The sequence below is a fragment of the Agrobacterium sp. CG674 genome, assembly GCF_053521645.1.
Window position 1 is genome coordinate 408,989 of record NZ_JBNWDZ010000004.1, and the last position, 16,286, is coordinate 425,274.

A 16,286-nucleotide genomic window follows, 5' to 3' on the forward strand; every position below is an offset into this window, starting at 1 on the left:
ACGTGCAAGACACGCAGGACTCGAACCGTAGTGTCTGTGATTGTGTACGCTGCGACGTAGGTGTTCCGCTGATTACAAGCTCGTGAGTCACAGCCGCCGGCTTTTTATCGCCCCCCTTGCCTCGGTGGAAACCGTCTTCGAAACTGCTCCAAAAAATGCGGCAGAGACGAAGCAGATGGAAAATATCAAGCTCGGCAAGAAAGAACGTGGTTGGGTCGATGCGTCTCTCGCACGGCTTGGCTGCGTCATCGAAGTTTGAAAAGCCGGGGCGTGCGAAGATCCACGCCTCAGTTGTTGCTTTTCAGCAGATTTCAACCACTTCTGTTCGAATCCGGCTTCGGCCTTGATGGACCCAATACATTCCTTTGCGACACAGGCCTACTACGCGGCCCTGGATCGCAACGCGTTAGGGCCAGCTGTCACTCGAAAGCGATCAACCATCATGCGCAAGTTTTGGGCCTCATCGTCCAGCACCGCAGAGGCGGCATTGGTCTCTTCTACCATTGCAGCATTTTGCTGTGTCATTTGGTCCATGTGGTTCACAGCCGTATTGATTTCGCTCAGGCCCGCAGCCTGTTCGCGGCTGGCGGCAGAAATGGTTTGGATGAGACCGTTTATGGACCGGACCTGATCAACAATACGCGTGAGTGCATCTCCAGTATCGTTCACGAGGTCAACGCCTTGCCGAACCTGTTCGCTCGATGTGGAAATCAGTTCCTTGATCTCTTTGGCCGCATTCGCCGAGCGCTGGGCCAGCTCTCTGACTTCCATTGCAACAACAGCAAAGCCCTTGCCAGCCTCACCAGCACGTGCGGCCTCCACACCGGCATTCAAGGCCAGCAGATTGGTCTGGAAAGCGATTTGATCGATGACGCTTATGATCTGCGACATCTTGTTTGCAGATTCCTCGATAGTCTCCATCGCCCCGATTGCATTTGCAACGATGGTGCCTGAGACTTCCGCATCTTTGCTTGCGCCGTTGACTTTCTCTGCTGCAAGACCGGCAACGGCCGCGCTCTCCGTCAACTTTTGGCCAATCTCATTCAGTGCTGCCGCCGTCTCCTCCAGACTTGCAGCTTGCTGTTCGGTTCGGCGCGACAACTGGTCGGAACTGCGGCTGATCTCATTTGTGCCAGCGGTCAAAGCGGTCACAGTGTTGTTCAAGCTTGCGATCGTGTCGTGCATGCTCTCAAGCGCGGAGTTGAAGTTGGTACGCAATTCCGCATAACGACCCGGAAATGTCTCGGCGATGCGGTAGGTGAGATTTCCATTGGAAAGAGCCAGAAGCCCTTTTTCCAAGCTCTCGACGACAAGCTTCTGGGTTCGCACCGTTTCCGCACGTTCCGCCTCGGTCTGCCCACGCTCCAGCTCTGCTTCCCGCCGTTCGCGCTCAGCCACAACCTCTAGCGTCCTACCGTTTTCAAGCTTGTGCCGGAAGGCTTCGAGCGCCTTCGACAGAGCCCCGATTTCATCGGCGCGCTCACAGCCTTCAACGACGTGTTCGTAGTTCCCATCGGACAGCCGGGCAACTTCTCTCAACAGCATGCCGATCGGTTTTTGAATGAAGATGCGAATGGCGAGGAAAAGTGAGACGACCACGGCCAGCAGAATGAACAGTCCGCCAGCAACAAGAATCTTCGTCTGCTCATTCACAATGGCCGAGATGGCCGCGGCTGGAACATCTTCAACGATGAACCAACGGCTGTTCAAGCCGGGCAGTTCGAAGGGGTAAATGACGCGATAAACGCTCTCGCCTTCTTCGCCCTGAACATTTTCGATAACGGCTGGCCCCGCACCTTTGACAACGGATTGGACGATATCGAGACCCTCCCCACCGTACGGTTTCATCACCATGGCGGCATCAGGTGCAGTCAGCCAAGCACCGCTTGCGGAAAGCAGATAGACCCGGCCTGTTCCGAATGGTCTGTAGGCTTTCAAGGAATCCGCAATCGCACCCAGGCCGATATCGACGCCAGCAACGCCACGCACGACACCTTCGACCGCCACAGGATAGGCAATGCTCATCATCAGCAAGCCACCGGCGGTATCCTCCACATAAGGCTCGGTGACCGAGGGCTTGCCGGAGCTGGCCGCGAGCCGGTAATAAGGCTGATTGTAGTCGATCTGATCCGGCAGCACGAGTTGAAGCGCATTGTCGGAACGCGTCCAATAGGGTGTGAACTGTCCAGAGCTGTTGGTTCCGGATGTCGCATCGGCAAGCGGTCCGCGCGCTCCGTCGAATCCAAAATCAGCTTCGAGAAACCATGATCCAAACACGAGGTCGAACTTTTTGACCAGAGCCGGCAATGTGGCGGTGATATCCCCACGCGTAATCGTCTTGTCCTGAATGGCTTGCTCAAAAGTCCCGGCAATCGAAGCAACCCCTCCGGAAAGGACCGAGATTTTGGCGTTGAACGCTTCGCTGATCGCTTTGGCATCCGCTTTAGCCTGCTCTATTGTAATCAAAGTAGCGCTGTTCCGTACCTGGTACACAACAATTGAAAAGGTCAAAGCAAGAAACAGCGATATCGCAACGGCACTGACTGCCAGCAACTTCATTGCCACGGACGATTTACGAGGAGCAGATTTCATTCTCAGGCGACCTCAAAGAACAAGTGTATTTCAGACATGGGACGATAGCGGCATAGTAATGCCTTTCCCCGCGCCCCAATCGGTGAATTAAATGAAAGCACTATTCCTACTAATATTTAGATAACTTATTTATAATTATCTGCGCGTGATCGGACACGGACTTACTGTAGATTGGCAAAAGTGAATGAGACTTAGGTCAGTCTCTTACTCTGCATAAGTCGAAGATCCAGTCGTATACATGTATCATCGCTGACTGTATTTAATATCGTGCCCGTAGGTCGCGAGCGTGCTCAAGCGAACGTCTCTTCCCCACACCGCTGAATCAATTCAGAACCCGCGCCCGTTGCGATGAGAAAAGGTACAATGCCGAGAGTGAAATCGAGCGATGTCAGGACGATGGGCAGCAGTGTCAACCGTGACGCCTTTATTATCGCTTCTGTGAGATTATCACCGTCCTTCTGCTGTTTTCTGGCGAACACGACAATCAACATGGCGTTTCTGGCGGAAAGCCCTATCAGTTTTAACAACCCACTTTCAAAAATACGCTGTTCTCGAGCCCTCGCATATGAACAGCGATCAACGCACCCATAATACTCAACGCCAAGGTCGCGTGTCGCGATGACCGACAAGCTGCGATCTACGATACAGCGGACCTCAGAAGCCGGTTTCCCCGCAGGACTTTGAAGAATTCGAACTGGCGCAAAACGTTCCATTGCCTGATTTTCTCAAGTTCTTCTGGGGGAGATGCGGTTAGGAAGGCTGACTGTCTTCCAGCTGAAACGAAGAAAATGGCGCTGCCATTCTTTCTACCCAGACCTCTGCGGGAATGATTTTCCCGCAGAAGTTCGTGGAGGATCAGGTCAGAGCATAAGCTCCACCAACTCCTACACCTGTTGTATTCGAGTTGGACAAGCCATCTCCCTGTGAAAACTCATGCAAGTTTAGCTGCGATCTTGGCGACGTGTGCGCCCTGGAACTTGGCAGCTTCGAGTTCGACTTGCGATGGCATGCGGGAACCGTCACCATCAGTGATCGTGGAGGCTCCATACGGCGAGCCACCCTTGACTTCTTCGACGCCCATCTGACCCTGGAATGCATAAGGCAGTCCCACGACCACCATCCCATGGTGAAGCAGGGTTGGAATGAAGCTCAAGATAGTCGATTCCTGACCACCGTGCTGTGTCGCCGACGATGTGAACACCGAGCCAACTTTGCCAACGAGCTTACCTTGAGCCCACAGACCGCCGGTCTGGTCCCAGAAGTTACGCATCTGAGATGCAACAGTGCCGAACCGTGTACCAGCGCCGACGATGATGGCGTCGTATTCGGTGAGTTCATCGGCAGTGGCTATCGGTGCCTGTTGGTCCATCTTATAATGAGATGCCTTTGCGACGTCATCAGGGACGAGCTCCGGAACTCTCTTGACGACAGCTTCAGAGCCCGCCGAGCGGACACCCTCAGCGACCGCGTTAGCCATTGTTTCGATGTGACCGTATGCAGAATAGTACAGAACCAGAACCTTGGACATTTGAACTCCTTTTGAAAAATCGGCGTGCAGCAAAAGGAATACAGGACTTTGTGGCGACTTCTAGCCGCGGATATGTAGACACATCGTTCGATATCTCAGACTCGACAGTCCAAAAATTAATTTCTATACCGATGAGTCTGATATTTCATTTTGAGGATAACATGCCAGACACGATAGCGCTCATCTTGGATAACCCTCTTACTCTTATCCTCGCCAGGGTCCTTCTGACGCTTCTGTTCTGGATGGCCGGATTGTTCGGTGTGTTCAACTTCTCACTGGTGCTGAAAGAGATGAAAGATGCGGGCCTGCGCTATCCAAGAGCCTGTGCGATCGCAATGATCATCTGTCAGCTGGTCGGTTCTGCGTTAATCATTACCAACGTATATGGTCTGGGCTGGCTGGGCGCAGGTGCACTGGGTGTATTCACGCTTCTCTCGATTCCTCTCGGCCATCCATTCTGGAAGTTCGAGGAACCGAGGAAGACACACGAATTTCAAATTGCACTCGAACATGTGACCGTTGTTGGGGGCCTCCTGATGGCAGCCATCCTATCCTACTGACCGGACAAGCTGATGACCATGAAACAGTCTACTGAACAAGGGAAACGGGGACGCGGTCGTCCCAAGGACCAGTCAAAGGTCACTGCGCTGTTCGACGCAGCGCGTGATCTATTTCTGACCAGAGGCCTTGATGTCACCCTTGAGGAAATAGCGCGCCATGCGAACGTATCAAAAGCCACGATCTATTCCCGTGTTGCGAACAAGGAAGAACTCATCGAGGCAGTGATCCGGAGGGAGTCTGACCTGACGATCACTGGGGATGAGTTCCAGAGCTCGGACAATCTCACGATCAGGGAAGCATTGATGGCGTTTGGAACGCGCTATCTTTACTTCATCAATGGGCGTGAGCTCCACGGCTGGGACAGATTGATCGCTGCGGCGGCGGCGGCTCATCCTGATCTACCCCGTAAGTTTTTCGATGCAGGTCCCGGTCGCGGTCAGAAGATGCTCACTGAGATCATCGCACAGGCATGTCGTAACGAAGAGCTATCAGCCCTCGATCCCGAGATCGCCGCCGATGATTTGACGGGGCTGTGGCTTGGTTTCGTAAACCTTGAAATCAAGCTTGGAGCGCGAGAGCCTCTGACCTCGGCCGAGATCGATCGCAAGGTTGCCAGGGGCGTGAATCTGTTTCTGAAGATTTACGGGCCATCAGACACGATCGTGCAGTTGGGCGGAAAGCGGCGCTGACGGTTTCATGACTTGTTGCCGGCAATGAGAAGACGACTTCTAGCTGGTGCTGCCATTGCTCATCTTCCTGCGTTCGCGCGTGCCGATCTACTCAGGAGCTCCAAGACCTGAGCAAGGACCATACGAACTGCTAGGGTCGGCCTTGCAGTTCGCACCCAATGCGGTCCATTGGAGGCAGCTCGATCACTAACAAAAGTCCTTCCTCCCGCCACTCGCGTGTTATCCGACCACCAAGCTGTTTTTCGATAACGGCCGATAGAAGAACGTTTCCGAAGCCGCGCCCTTGCTCTTTCACCGGCACAGCGACACCTTGTTCTCGCCAGGTGAGCGTGAGGCCACGATCCGTTTTTACCCAGCTGATATGCAATTGCCCACGCTTCGCCAAAGCACCATGTACGGCTGCGTTAGCCGCCAGTTCATGGATCGCCAGGCCGATGGGTTGCGCGGACGGTGCTGAAACCATGATCACAGGACCGGCCACCTCGACATTTCCGTGCTCGAAGGCGTGGATCTGCGTATGGATAATATCTGCCAGTTCCACTTCCTGCCAACGCTTCTCTGATAAAAGCACATGGGTCCGCGAAAGCGCTTGAACCCGCTGCTGCATAAGATGCGGCGTTGTCAGCACGCGATAAGCGTACGACACTGTCAACGATCGCCAGAACATTCTTCGCGCGATGATCGACCTCCAGAAGAAGGCGATGCTCAGACTCTTCGAGAGTTTGAATACGGCGCAAATCGGTGACATCGACTTGCGATCCGAAATAATATGCCACGTCCCCGGCTTCGTCCCGGAGCGGGCTAATATGCAGTTGGTTCCAAAACGGCGTACCGTCCTTTTTGTAGTTCAAGACCTCGATTGTTGCTTCCCTCTGTTGTGCGACGGCGGCCCGGATCTGGGCGACTGCCGTTCTCGAGGTCGCTTCGCCCTGGAGGAACCGGCAATTTCTTCCGATGACGTCTTCCGCGTCATAGCCGGTTAATTCGAGAAAGGCATCATTGGCAAGAACGATCGGGTAGTCGGGTTGTCGTGCATCGGAAACCACCATCGGCATTCTGGTGCGTTGAAAGGCAAAGGCTGAAAGCTCCTTGCGATCGACCATTCCTTGCTTGGTGGCGGCGGCGGGAACATCACCCTGAATGTTGGACGCCTGTAAAATTGACATTGGTCACCTCGAATTGCGTAAGCTATCAACTCCTTCCTCCGTAAATAGTTCTGCGGCTACGAACACCTTGGAGCCTCAGAAGCTGTTTCCGACGTTTTCGACGCCCTGCCTCGATTGGGAGGTCGGTTCAGCTCATGCATAGGATGCGATTTTCAGGCTGACTGTGTGGCATTAACAGAATATTAAACACACTTTGATCGCAGTGTTGGCCACAATAGATCAGCAACAAATAAGTGATATTGTCTCATGTTGTCGAACTGAGGCTTTTCCATGCAAAATCGCCGTCAATTTATGCTCTTTTCCGCCTTTGCACTTAGCGGGCTCTCTATAACGAGAGATGCCTATTCTGGCCAGACTATACTCAAGTTAAACGGGCCAGTATCCGGAGCGGATAGATCATTTATGCTTGACCTCGCTGCGATAGACACAATGCCAAAAACGTCTTTTGTTACATCGACGCCTTGGCATAAGGGTGTGACTGAATTTAGCGGTGTCACTTTGAGGGATTGTCTTGCTGTTCTGAAACTCAGCGGCACAAAGCTACAACTTATTGCTCTTAACGACTACGTCGTTGAGGCAAGCCTTTCAGAACTCGAGGCGGCTGATGCTCTTCTCGCTACCCGCCAAAACGGCGACATCATGCCCGTTAGCGACAAGGGCCCAATTTTTCTCATCTTTCCTTTCGACAGCCGCCCCGAATTGCAACATCAGAGCTATTACAGCCGTGCTGTCTGGCAACTAGCCGAAATCAATATCCTATGAAACGAATGCGTGAGACGATTGAACTGCCTATTCGACATCGACGTCTCAAGGTGGGCCTGACACTTGTAACAGCGATACTTGCACTGATTGCGGTGGTCGGTTCTATCCTTGCTTTCAGCTATCAGCGACATATCATTGAAGCGTCGCGATACAACAGCACCTTCGATCTAGGCCAGACCGCTGTTGAATTGTTGCGACTTCAGTTGGCTTTAGAACAAAGTGAGAAATCTGGAGATATTAGCGACGTATCGTTTCGGCTTAGCATTCTTATCAACCGTCTTGGAATTTTAACAGCAGGGTCGTCTGGTAACAAGCTCAAGCAAGAAACCATGATTGAGCAGCTTCACGACGTGGTGGTTTCGCTTAAACCTTTGGCTGCTGAGCCTTTCTCAGTGTCCGCGATGCATAACGGCGTTTTGCAGCTTCAGCCATTCATTGCTCCCGTCTTGCGCTTAGGCTCTCTGTCGCACGCTAGCGTTGGCGATGAAATTCAGAGGAATCAAAGTCAATTCGGCATCATATTTGCAGCGATCTGCTTCGTGACAATGACATTTGCTGTTTTTGGCGCCGGGCTTCTGGCGTTCGTTTTTCGCCAAAACGGACAATTGGACCGGGTCTTACGGAGGGATTCGCTCACTGGAATTACAAATCGAAGAGGTTTCAGTATTTCGATTTCGAAAAAGTCGGAGGCCGTTCAGGCAATGATCGTACTGGACGTCGATCATTTCAAGATTGTCAACGACACATTAGGCCATGGCTCTGGGGATCAATTGCTCGTTGAACTGTCCCGCCGCCTAAGCCTGGCTTGCGCGGGAGCTGCTGTTGTAGCACGTATTGGCGGCGACGAATTTGCAATCCTCTATGATGGTTCCGACGCTTTGAATGAAGCGGTGAAATGCTGCGAACGCATTTTGCTTGAAGTCCACGCGCCATTTGAAATCGATGGAAGGCTCATACGTTCGACGGTTAGCCTTGGCGTCAGTTCCACGTCGATGAACCACGACGAAGGCTCGGCACTGTTCAGCCAAGCCGATATTGCGCTCTATGAGGCTAAAAATGCTGGGCGCAACCAGTTCATGGTCTTCCATCCAGATATGAACGGGAAGCTCACACGCTGGCGATGCCTCCAAAACGATTTGGGCAACGCCATTGAAAAAAACGAGCTGTTTCTACTCTTTCAACCCATTGTCGATCTTGCCACAAACGAAACCCGTGGCTTTGAGGCGCTCTTGCGCTGGCAACATGCCGATCTTGGTTTGATTTCTCCTTCAGAATTTATTCCAATCGCTGAAGAAAGTGGCCAGATTGGCCCAATCGGATCATGGGTTATTGAGGCTGCCTGCCAGCAGGCAGCTCTTCTACCGAACGATACCTTTATTGCCGTCAACGTATCTGCGTCACAACTTACCGACCCTTCGCTCGTGCTACAAACACGTGCATGTCTAACCAGACATGATGTTCTACCGCATAGACTCGAAATCGAAATCACGGAGAGCACCTTAATCGAGAATGACGAACGTGCCCTCTCAGTCCTCCATCAACTCAGACTGATGGGCTGCCGTATTTCTCTGGACGATTTTGGTACCGGTTATGCTTCGCTTAGCTATTTGCGTCGCTTCCCATTCGACAAAATCAAGATCGACCAATCCTTCCTTCAGGGTGCCTCCCAACGCGAGGAAGGCATCGCGATTATCGCTGGCACATGCGATCTTGCCCACCGACTGAAGCTTACAATTGTTGCGGAAGGCATTGAAACAGCAGAGCACCGTGAAATCGTCATGGCGGCAGGAAGCCATCAGGGCCAAGGCTACCTTTTTGATCGCCCGCTCACAGGGGCATCAAGCCTGTCACGTGTTGCTCGTGAAAAATCTGCTCCAAGAACAGTGATGCAGAGCGTTTCGTCTCAGTGATCGATCTAGCAGAGTTTTCCTGAGTACAAATTTGCGCGTTTTTGCCGATCAACTGCAAAGGCGGCCGGAAACCGGGGCCGTCGCCCCCCCCACGCGCGGGTGCGATTTTAACACCGGTGCACCGCTGCACCGAAGTACCTTGGTGGGTTGCCGCAATCATTTAGCTCTTCAACACCATCTCGACCCGCTCGTGTTTTCAACGTTACATTGGAGTCACTGACGATCTGTTTGAAAATACGTGGAAGCGCCTTGCTGGCGCCTTTGAACCGCAAGATAAGCAGAGATCGGACAGTGACGTGTGAGACGTTAACTCAGTGGACAGTTTCTCACGCGCGTACCTCATTCAGGCGCTAAGCCAGTTAGCGGAGCAGCCCTTGGCCACCATCGACCCACAGCGGGGATCCAGTGATATGGCGAGACTTGTCTGACGCCAGAAAGGTGATGACATTTGCCACATCTTCGCTGCGGCCGGGTCGGCCACCGGTAATAGGCACCTGGCCCTCTGGCCATATGACGGGTATTGCCGTTTCATCTTCATTCCGCATGCTGGTGTTTGCTTCGATATTTGTATCAATCTCACCTGGGCAGACTGCGTTAATTCGAATGTGGTGACGGGCGAGCTCAAGAGCGAGTTGCTGAACCATGGCCACTTGCGCGGCCTTGGTAGCCGTATATGCGGTCGCCCCCGGCGTCGTGAACGTTCTGGTTCCATTGATGGAAGAGACGACGACGATCGAACCGCCGCCAGACCGTTTCAGTTCGGGCACGGTGGCACGGATTGTCAGAAAGGTACCTGTCAAGTTGACAGAAATCGTCTCGTTCCATTCTGAAAGCTTCAAATCATCGACTGGCGCCCACACCCCATTGATACCGGCGTTAGCAACGACGACATCGAGCCTACCAAATTGCGCGACAATCTGTTTGACCGCGCCAGACATCTGATCCTCGTTGGATATGTCTGCCAAGAGAGCTATGGCCTGACCACGAGCAGCAATAATTTCCTCGACGACCGACGATAACTCTCGTTGCGTATGCCCAAGGACGCCGATTTTGTAGCCATCCTTGGAGAGCGCGAAGGCCGCGGCTTTCCCAATGCCCGACCCGGCTCCAGTGACGAGGGCGACGGCTGAGTGCATCATGATCTCCATTGATTGGGATTTGGGTGAGAACTTCCAATCGATAGGGAAGTTCCCGCCGCATGACCAGTGTGTGCGCAATGCGCAAGGATTGAGATCAATAAATCCAACCGCGATCAAAGATCGGCATTGGACCCTTGGCGGGAAACCCTGCTGGCCGACAATCTACGCGCGCTAACACGCAACCGATCAGGGGCTGTCTTATGGTTCTCATCGCATCCTTTGGCGTACTCTCCGCACCCTGTCGGCAAGCTTCTATTATTTCATTAAACGCAACTCAATCGCAATATTTATTGCAATTCTTTCGCGTCGTCGACTGGCTTAGGTTTTGAACTGTACCAGCCAATCAACGCACAAACGGGAAGGCCAGAAACATGATGTCACTTTCAGACAATCGTTCGGCATAACCTTCAAGACTTCACGCCTCCCCTCCTCCATTCCGTTACACAACCCATCAAAGGAAACACGAGATGTCCAACAAGCTTCAGGTTCTCACACCCCAGAACAGCCAGATCATCTTCATCGACCAACAGCCGCAGATGGCCTTCGGCGTTCAGTCCATCGACCGTCAGGTGTTGAAGAACAATGTTGTCGGCCTTGCCAAGGCTGCCAGGATTTTCAACATTCCGACCACGATTACCACCGTCGAAACAGACAGCTTCTCCGGCAACACCTTCCCTGAATTGCTGGCCGTCGTGCCCAATAATGACATCCTCGAGCGTACATCGATGAATTCCTGGGACGACCAGAACGTTCGTGATGCTCTTGCCAAACACGCAGCCGAAGGCCGCAAGAAGATCGTTGTTTCCGGCCTGTGGACCGAAGTCTGCAACACGACCTTCGCGCTGTCCTGCATGCATGACACGGATTATGAAATCTACATGGTTGCCGACGCTTCCGGCGGCACGTCCGTGGATGCGCACAAATATGCCATGGACCGTATGGTTCAGGCTGGTGTGGTTCCCGTCACCTGGCAGCAGGTTCTTCTGGAATGGCAGCGCGATTGGGCGCGCAAAGAAACCTACGACGCCGTTACCACCTTGGTCAAAGAGCATTCCGGCGCCTACGGCATGGGCATTGATTATGCCGTTACGCACGTCCACGGCGGTGCCGAGCGTGTCAGCCATGGCAAGCGCATCGGCCCTAACCCGGCCGCCATCTGATCTGAAGCAGCCCCGCCTGAATTGCCGGGCGGGGCAATCATTTTGGAAAAGGAACGCTTCGATGAAAATCTACCTCCTTTCGCTCGCCGTCGGACTTCTCGTCGGGATGATTTACGGGCTTCTCAATGTGCGGTCACCGGCACCACCTGTCATCGCTTTGGTCGGTTTGCTTGGCATTCTCGTCGGCGAACAGATCGTGCCGCTGGCAAAGACCATATGGGCGAAAGAGCCCGCTGCCGTTTCGTGGCTCACACAGATCAAGCCGCATATGTTTGGCCATATGCCGAAGGGCGGGCAAGCCCCTGTTGCTGTCGTATCCCGAGATGACGCTACAGATGGGCAAACCTGATGGCGACGCGCCGCACGTTCCTCGGCGGGGCGTCAAGCCTCGCTCTGTCCAATCTCTTCTCCACGGCCAAAGCCGCAGATCCAAACAAGACCGGAGCAGACACGATGCATCCCGATATCATCCTGCACAACGGACGCGTCACAACGCTTGACCGCGCCAACCCTGAAGCAGGGGCCATCGCCATCAAGGACGGCGTTTTCACTGACGTGGGCAGCGATGCCGATGTGATGGCGCTGGCCGGACCGGACACGAAGATCATCAATCTCAGGGGTAAGCGCGTTCTGCCCGGCCTGATCGACAACCATACCCATGTTGTGCGCGGTGGATTGAACTTCAACATGGAACTGCGCTGGGACGGCGTCCGCTCGCTCGCCGATGCCATGGATATGCTCAAACGGCAGGTGGCGATAACCCCCGCTCCGCAGTGGGTGCGTGTCGTCGGCGGCTTCACCGAGCACCAGTTTGCAGAAAAACGCCTGCCGACAATCGAAGAAATCAACGCTGTCGCGCCTGATACGCCCGTCTTCCTGCTGCACCTCTATGACAGAGCGCTTCTGAATGGCGCGGCTCTTCGCGCCGTTGGCTACACCAAGGATACACCTGAGCCGCACGGTGGTGAGATTACGCGCGATCTCAATGGCAATCCGACCGGGCTGTTGCTGGCCAAGCCAAACGCAGCCATCCTCTATTCCACCCTTGCCAAGGGACCGAAACTGCCGCTGGATTATCAGGTCAATTCGACCCGTCATTTCATGCGGGAACTGAACCGGTTGGGCGTTACCGGCGTGATCGATGCCGGTGGCGGTTTTCAGAATTACCCGGACGATTACGAAGTCATTCAAAAACTTTCCGACGAAAACCAGATGACGGTTCGCCTCGCCTACAACCTGTTCACGCAAAAGCCGAAGGAAGAGAAAGAAGACTTTCTCAAATGGACGCAGTCGGTCAAATACAAGCAGGGCAATGATTACTTCCGGCACAATGGCGCTGGCGAGATGCTCGTCTTTTCCGCCGCCGATTTCGAGGACTTCCGCCAACCAAGGCCCGAAATGGCGCCGGAAATGGAAGGTGAACTGGAAGAAGTGGTGCGGGTTCTGGCCGAAAACCGCTGGCCATGGCGTCTGCACGCCACCTATGACGAGACGATCACCCGTGCACTCGACGTGTTCGAAAAGGTCAACAAGGATATTCCGCTCGAAGGTCTCAACTGGTTCTTCGACCATGCCGAGACGATTTCAGATCGCTCCATAGACCGCATTGCAGCGCTTGGCGGCGGTATCGCCACCCAGCATCGCATGGCCTATCAGGGCGAATATTTCGTGGAACGCTACGGTCACGGCGTAGCCGAAGCCACTCCGCCCATCGCCAAGATGCTGGAGAAGGGCGTCCATGTTTCAGCCGGTACCGATGCCACCCGTGTCGCCTCCTATAATCCTTGGGTATCGCTCTCGTGGATGGTAACGGGCAAGACCGTTGGCGGCATGCAGCTTTATCCGCGCGCAAACTGCCTGGACCGTGAAACCGCACTTCGGATGTGGACGGAAAAGGTCACGTGGTTCTCCAACGAGGAGGGCAAGAAGGGCCGCATCGAAAAGGGTCAGTTTGCGGACCTCATCGTGCCGGACAAGGACTTTTTCTCCTGCTCCGAAGACGAAATTTCCCTCCTGACCTCGGATCTCACCATGGTCGGTGGCAAGATCGTCTATGGTTCGGGTGACTTCAAGGCGCTGGATGAAAACGACGTGCCGCCCGCCATGCCGGATTGGTCTCCCGTTCGAAAGTTCGGCGGTTACGCTGCATGGGGCGAGCCGGAGGGTGCAGGTGCACGTTCCTTGCGCCGCACCGCGATTTCCAACTGCGGCTGCGCCAGCGATTGCGGTGTTCACGGTCACGACCACGCAGGTGCCTGGACGTCGAAACTGCCAATTGCCGATCTCAAGGGTTTCTTCGGGGCACTGGGTTGCTCCTGCTGGGCCGTGTGATCGTCCTAGCTCTAGCGGACGGGCAGCATGCTCGTTCGCATCTCACTATTATAAAAAAACGCAATTAAATCGAAACTATTGATGCAATTGCTGGCAGCAACGTTTCGGCTCAAAATCACTCCATCGCAACAGCTCATCAACACGGGCCAACCTGCAGGAGCAGCCATGACCTACCATTCATCGACCACCACTAAACTGAAAACAAGTCTGGCGGGCATTATCGCAACCCCAGCAGTCCGGACAGTTTCTCTGCTTGCGCTGTGCGCAGCCTATATCCAGGGACCTTTGACCAAGATTGTCGATTTCAATGGTGCCATGGGAGAGATGGACCATTTCGGTCTGCATCCAGCGGCCGTCTTTGCGGTCATCGTCATTATATTTGAGCTCACCGCGTCTGCCATGGTGGTCTCAGGGTTTCTTCGCTGGGCGGCTGCGCTGGCCCTTGCAGGCTTCACTGTTATCGCGACGCTCATCGCTCTGCGGTTCTGGGAAATGGCTCCCGGCATGGACCGCATGATGGCGACCAACGCTTTCTTCGAACATCTTGGCCTTGCCGGGGCATTCGTCTTCGTTGCCGCCTTTGATCTTACCAAGGGAGCGAAGTGATGAGCGCCCGCACATCCACAAGCGGAAGCTTCGCCCCGCTGCGCCAGCCAGTCTTTGCGGTCCTGTGGGCGGCAACGGTTCTGGGCAACACTGGCAGTTTCATGCGCGATGTCGCCAGTTCCTGGTTGATGACCGATCTTTCCGCAGCACCGGCAGCCGTTGCCCTTGTGCAAGCCGCAGGTACATTGCCCATCTTCCTTCTGGCGATCCCGGCGGGCGTGCTCTCGGACATTCTCGACCGTCGCAAATTCCTGATCGCCATTCAGCTTCTGCTGGCCAGCGTCAGCATATCGCTGATGACCCTCTCCTATTTCGGCATGCTGTCCGTCAGCGCCTTGATCGGCCTGACATTTCTGGGCGGCATCGGAGCTGCTCTGATGGGGCCGACATGGCAGGCCATCGTGCCGGAACTGGTGCCGCGCGAAGATGTGAAAGGCGCGGTCGCGCTGAACTCGCTGGGTATAAACATCGCCCGGTCGATTGGCCCTGCGGCAGGCGGGCTTTTGCTCGCAGCTTTCGGAGCGGCTGTTACCTATGGCGCTGATGTTGCCAGCTACATTCTCGTCATCGCTGCACTCATCTGGTGGCCTCGGGCGAAAAATGCGGATGACGCCTTGTCTGAAAATTTCCTCGGCGCCTTTCGTGCTGGGCTGAGATATACCCGCGCCAGCAAGCCATTGCATGTCGTGCTGCTGCGAGCGGCCATTTTCTTTGCCTTTGCCAGCGCCGTCTGGGCGCTTCTGCCCCTCGTCGCCCGCCAGCTTCTTGGCGGTGACGCCAGCTTCTACGGGCTTTTGCTGGGCTCGGTCGGCGCGGGCGCCATCGGTGGGGCGCTGGTCATGCCGAAACTGAGAGAGCGTTTTGATGCGGATGCTCTTCTGCTGGGCTCTGCCATCGTCACAGCCCTGGTTATGGGCGCGCTCTCCTTTGCCCCTCCGCAATGGCTGGCCATCATCATCCTGCTGTTTCTTGGAGCATCGTGGATAACCGCACTAACGACATTGAATGGCGCGGCACAGGCTGTTCTACCCAATTGGGTCAGAGGTCGCGGGCTTGCAGTTTATCTGACAGTCTTCAACGGCGCGATGACGGCAGGCAGTCTTGGCTGGGGTGCGGTGGGTGAAGCCGTGGGCGTACCAGCCACATTGCTCATCGGAGCGGCCGGATTGCTGGTCGCGGGCTTTATCATGCACCGTGTCAAGCTTCCAGCAGGCGACGCGGATCTGGTCTCGTCCAACCATTGGCCCGAGCCGCTGGTCGCAGAGCCCGTCGCGCACGATCGTGGCCCCGTGTTGATCCTGATCGACTACCATGTCGAGAAGCACAATCGCACCAAGTTCCTGCACGCGCTCGACGATATGTCGGCCGAACGACGCCGCGATGGCGCCTATGGTTGGGGTGTCACAGAGGATTCCGCAGACCCTGAGAAAATCACCGAATGGTTCATGGTGGAATCATGGGCAGAACATCTGCGCCAGCATAAGCGCGTGTCCAATGCGGACGCGGATATGCAGAGCAAGGTCATCGCCTTCCATACTGGTCCAGACAAGCCAGTAGTCCGGCACCTTCTGACCATCAACAAACCCGGCAAGGTAAGGTGAGGCAATTATTGCAATAATCGAAACTTATTCGAAACTTTTATTGCAATTGTTGACCAGCTTTTCTCGGCGCATTCTCTCCACATCGACAGACGCATGACCACGAAAATACCTCGAACGAACAAGGAGCCGTCATGGCCAACCACAATCTTTCCCTCAGCCGCCGTGATGCACTTCTTGCCGGGGCTGTGTTGACTGCAGGGATGCTGCTTCCAACCCGCCCGGTTCATGCTGCACAGGCTAC

At 54.6% G+C, this 16,286-nt stretch carries 14 protein-coding genes and 1 pseudogene; 10 read left to right on the plus strand and 5 right to left on the minus strand.

Annotated features, from left to right (window positions below):
* Nucleotides 1-82 precede the first annotated feature (82 nt).
* Nucleotides 83-259, plus strand: coding sequence for a hypothetical protein (locus ACQZ51_RS14250; RefSeq protein ID WP_448778131.1), 177 nt, complete (start codon nt 83-85; stop codon nt 257-259).
* Between the two features lie 122 nt (nt 260-381).
* Here the strand turns inward: ACQZ51_RS14250 and ACQZ51_RS14255 are convergent, their stop codons facing one another.
* From ACQZ51_RS14255 to wrbA, 3 genes are all read right to left on the minus strand, one after another.
* Nucleotides 382-2,466, minus strand: coding sequence for a methyl-accepting chemotaxis protein (locus ACQZ51_RS14255; RefSeq protein ID WP_448778132.1), 2,085 nt, complete (start codon nt 2,464-2,466; stop codon nt 382-384).
* Between the two features lie 416 nt (nt 2,467-2,882).
* Entirely contained in the window at nt 2,883-3,305 is a 423-nt protein-coding gene (locus ACQZ51_RS14260; RefSeq protein WP_448778134.1) for an efflux RND transporter permease subunit, read from the minus strand.
* A 218-nt stretch (nt 3,306-3,523) separates the two neighbouring features.
* Entirely contained in the window at nt 3,524-4,120 is a 597-nt protein-coding gene (gene wrbA / locus ACQZ51_RS14265) for an NAD(P)H:quinone oxidoreductase type IV (RefSeq protein WP_448778135.1), read from the minus strand.
* 161 nt (nt 4,121-4,281) lie between these two features.
* On the opposite strand from wrbA, the gene ACQZ51_RS14270 reads away from it, so the two are divergent.
* Entirely contained in the window at nt 4,282-4,680 is a 399-nt protein-coding gene (locus tag ACQZ51_RS14270) for a DoxX family protein (protein WP_448778137.1), read from the plus strand.
* An 18-nt stretch (nt 4,681-4,698) separates the two neighbouring features.
* Nucleotides 4,699-5,370 (plus strand): TetR/AcrR family transcriptional regulator, encoded by a 672-nt coding sequence (locus tag ACQZ51_RS14275; protein WP_448778139.1) that lies wholly within the window; start codon nt 4,699-4,701, stop codon nt 5,368-5,370.
* Between the two features lie 130 nt (nt 5,371-5,500).
* Here ACQZ51_RS14275 and lov read toward each other — a convergent pair.
* Nucleotides 5,501-6,536, minus strand: a pseudogene (gene lov, locus ACQZ51_RS14280) (blue-light-activated histidine kinase).
* A gap of 402 nt (nt 6,537-6,938) precedes the next feature.
* Between lov and ACQZ51_RS14285 the strand changes: the two are divergent.
* Together ACQZ51_RS14285 and ACQZ51_RS14290 are read left to right on the plus strand one after the other, a co-directional pair.
* Nucleotides 6,939-7,298 carry an oxidoreductase gene (locus tag ACQZ51_RS14285; protein ID WP_448778141.1) on the plus strand — a complete coding sequence of 120 codons (360 nt, stop codon included), beginning with the start codon at nt 6,939-6,941 and terminating at the stop codon, nt 7,296-7,298.
* A 5-nt stretch (nt 7,299-7,303) separates the two neighbouring features.
* Nucleotides 7,304-9,208 carry a putative bifunctional diguanylate cyclase/phosphodiesterase gene (locus ACQZ51_RS14290; protein ID WP_448778143.1) on the plus strand — a complete coding sequence of 635 codons (1,905 nt, stop codon included), beginning with the start codon at nt 7,304-7,306 and terminating at the stop codon, nt 9,206-9,208.
* 359 nt (nt 9,209-9,567) lie between these two features.
* Here the strand turns inward: ACQZ51_RS14290 and ACQZ51_RS14295 are convergent, their stop codons facing one another.
* Nucleotides 9,568-10,344 (minus strand): SDR family oxidoreductase, encoded by a 777-nt coding sequence (locus ACQZ51_RS14295; protein WP_448778144.1) that lies wholly within the window; start codon nt 10,342-10,344, stop codon nt 9,568-9,570.
* 470 nt (nt 10,345-10,814) lie between these two features.
* On the opposite strand from ACQZ51_RS14295, the gene ACQZ51_RS14300 reads away from it, so the two are divergent.
* The 5 genes from ACQZ51_RS14300 to ACQZ51_RS14320 all read left to right on the plus strand — a co-directional run bounded on the left by ACQZ51_RS14300 (nt 10,815) and on the right by ACQZ51_RS14320 (nt 16,045).
* Nucleotides 10,815-11,507: a hydrolase gene (locus ACQZ51_RS14300; RefSeq protein WP_448778146.1), complete on the plus strand. Its 693-nt coding sequence runs from the start codon at nt 10,815-10,817 to the stop codon at nt 11,505-11,507.
* Between the two features lie 61 nt (nt 11,508-11,568).
* Nucleotides 11,569-11,856, plus strand: a complete 288-nt coding sequence (locus ACQZ51_RS14305; protein WP_448778147.1) for a XapX domain-containing protein — start codon at nt 11,569-11,571, stop codon at nt 11,854-11,856.
* The gene (locus ACQZ51_RS14310) at nt 11,856-13,838 is read left to right on the plus strand and encodes an amidohydrolase (protein WP_448778149.1); all 1,983 of its coding nucleotides are present in this window, start codon (nt 11,856-11,858) and stop codon (nt 13,836-13,838) included. Before ACQZ51_RS14305 ends, ACQZ51_RS14310 begins: the two co-directional genes overlap by 1 nt.
* A gap of 165 nt (nt 13,839-14,003) precedes the next feature.
* The gene (locus tag ACQZ51_RS14315; protein ID WP_448778151.1) at nt 14,004-14,444 is read left to right on the plus strand and encodes a DoxX family protein; all 441 of its coding nucleotides are present in this window, start codon (nt 14,004-14,006) and stop codon (nt 14,442-14,444) included.
* Nucleotides 14,444-16,045, plus strand: coding sequence for an MFS transporter (locus tag ACQZ51_RS14320; RefSeq protein ID WP_448778153.1), 1,602 nt, complete (start codon nt 14,444-14,446; stop codon nt 16,043-16,045). The genes ACQZ51_RS14315 and ACQZ51_RS14320 overlap by 1 nt, the downstream gene beginning before the upstream one ends.
* Nucleotides 16,046-16,286 lie beyond the last annotated feature (241 nt).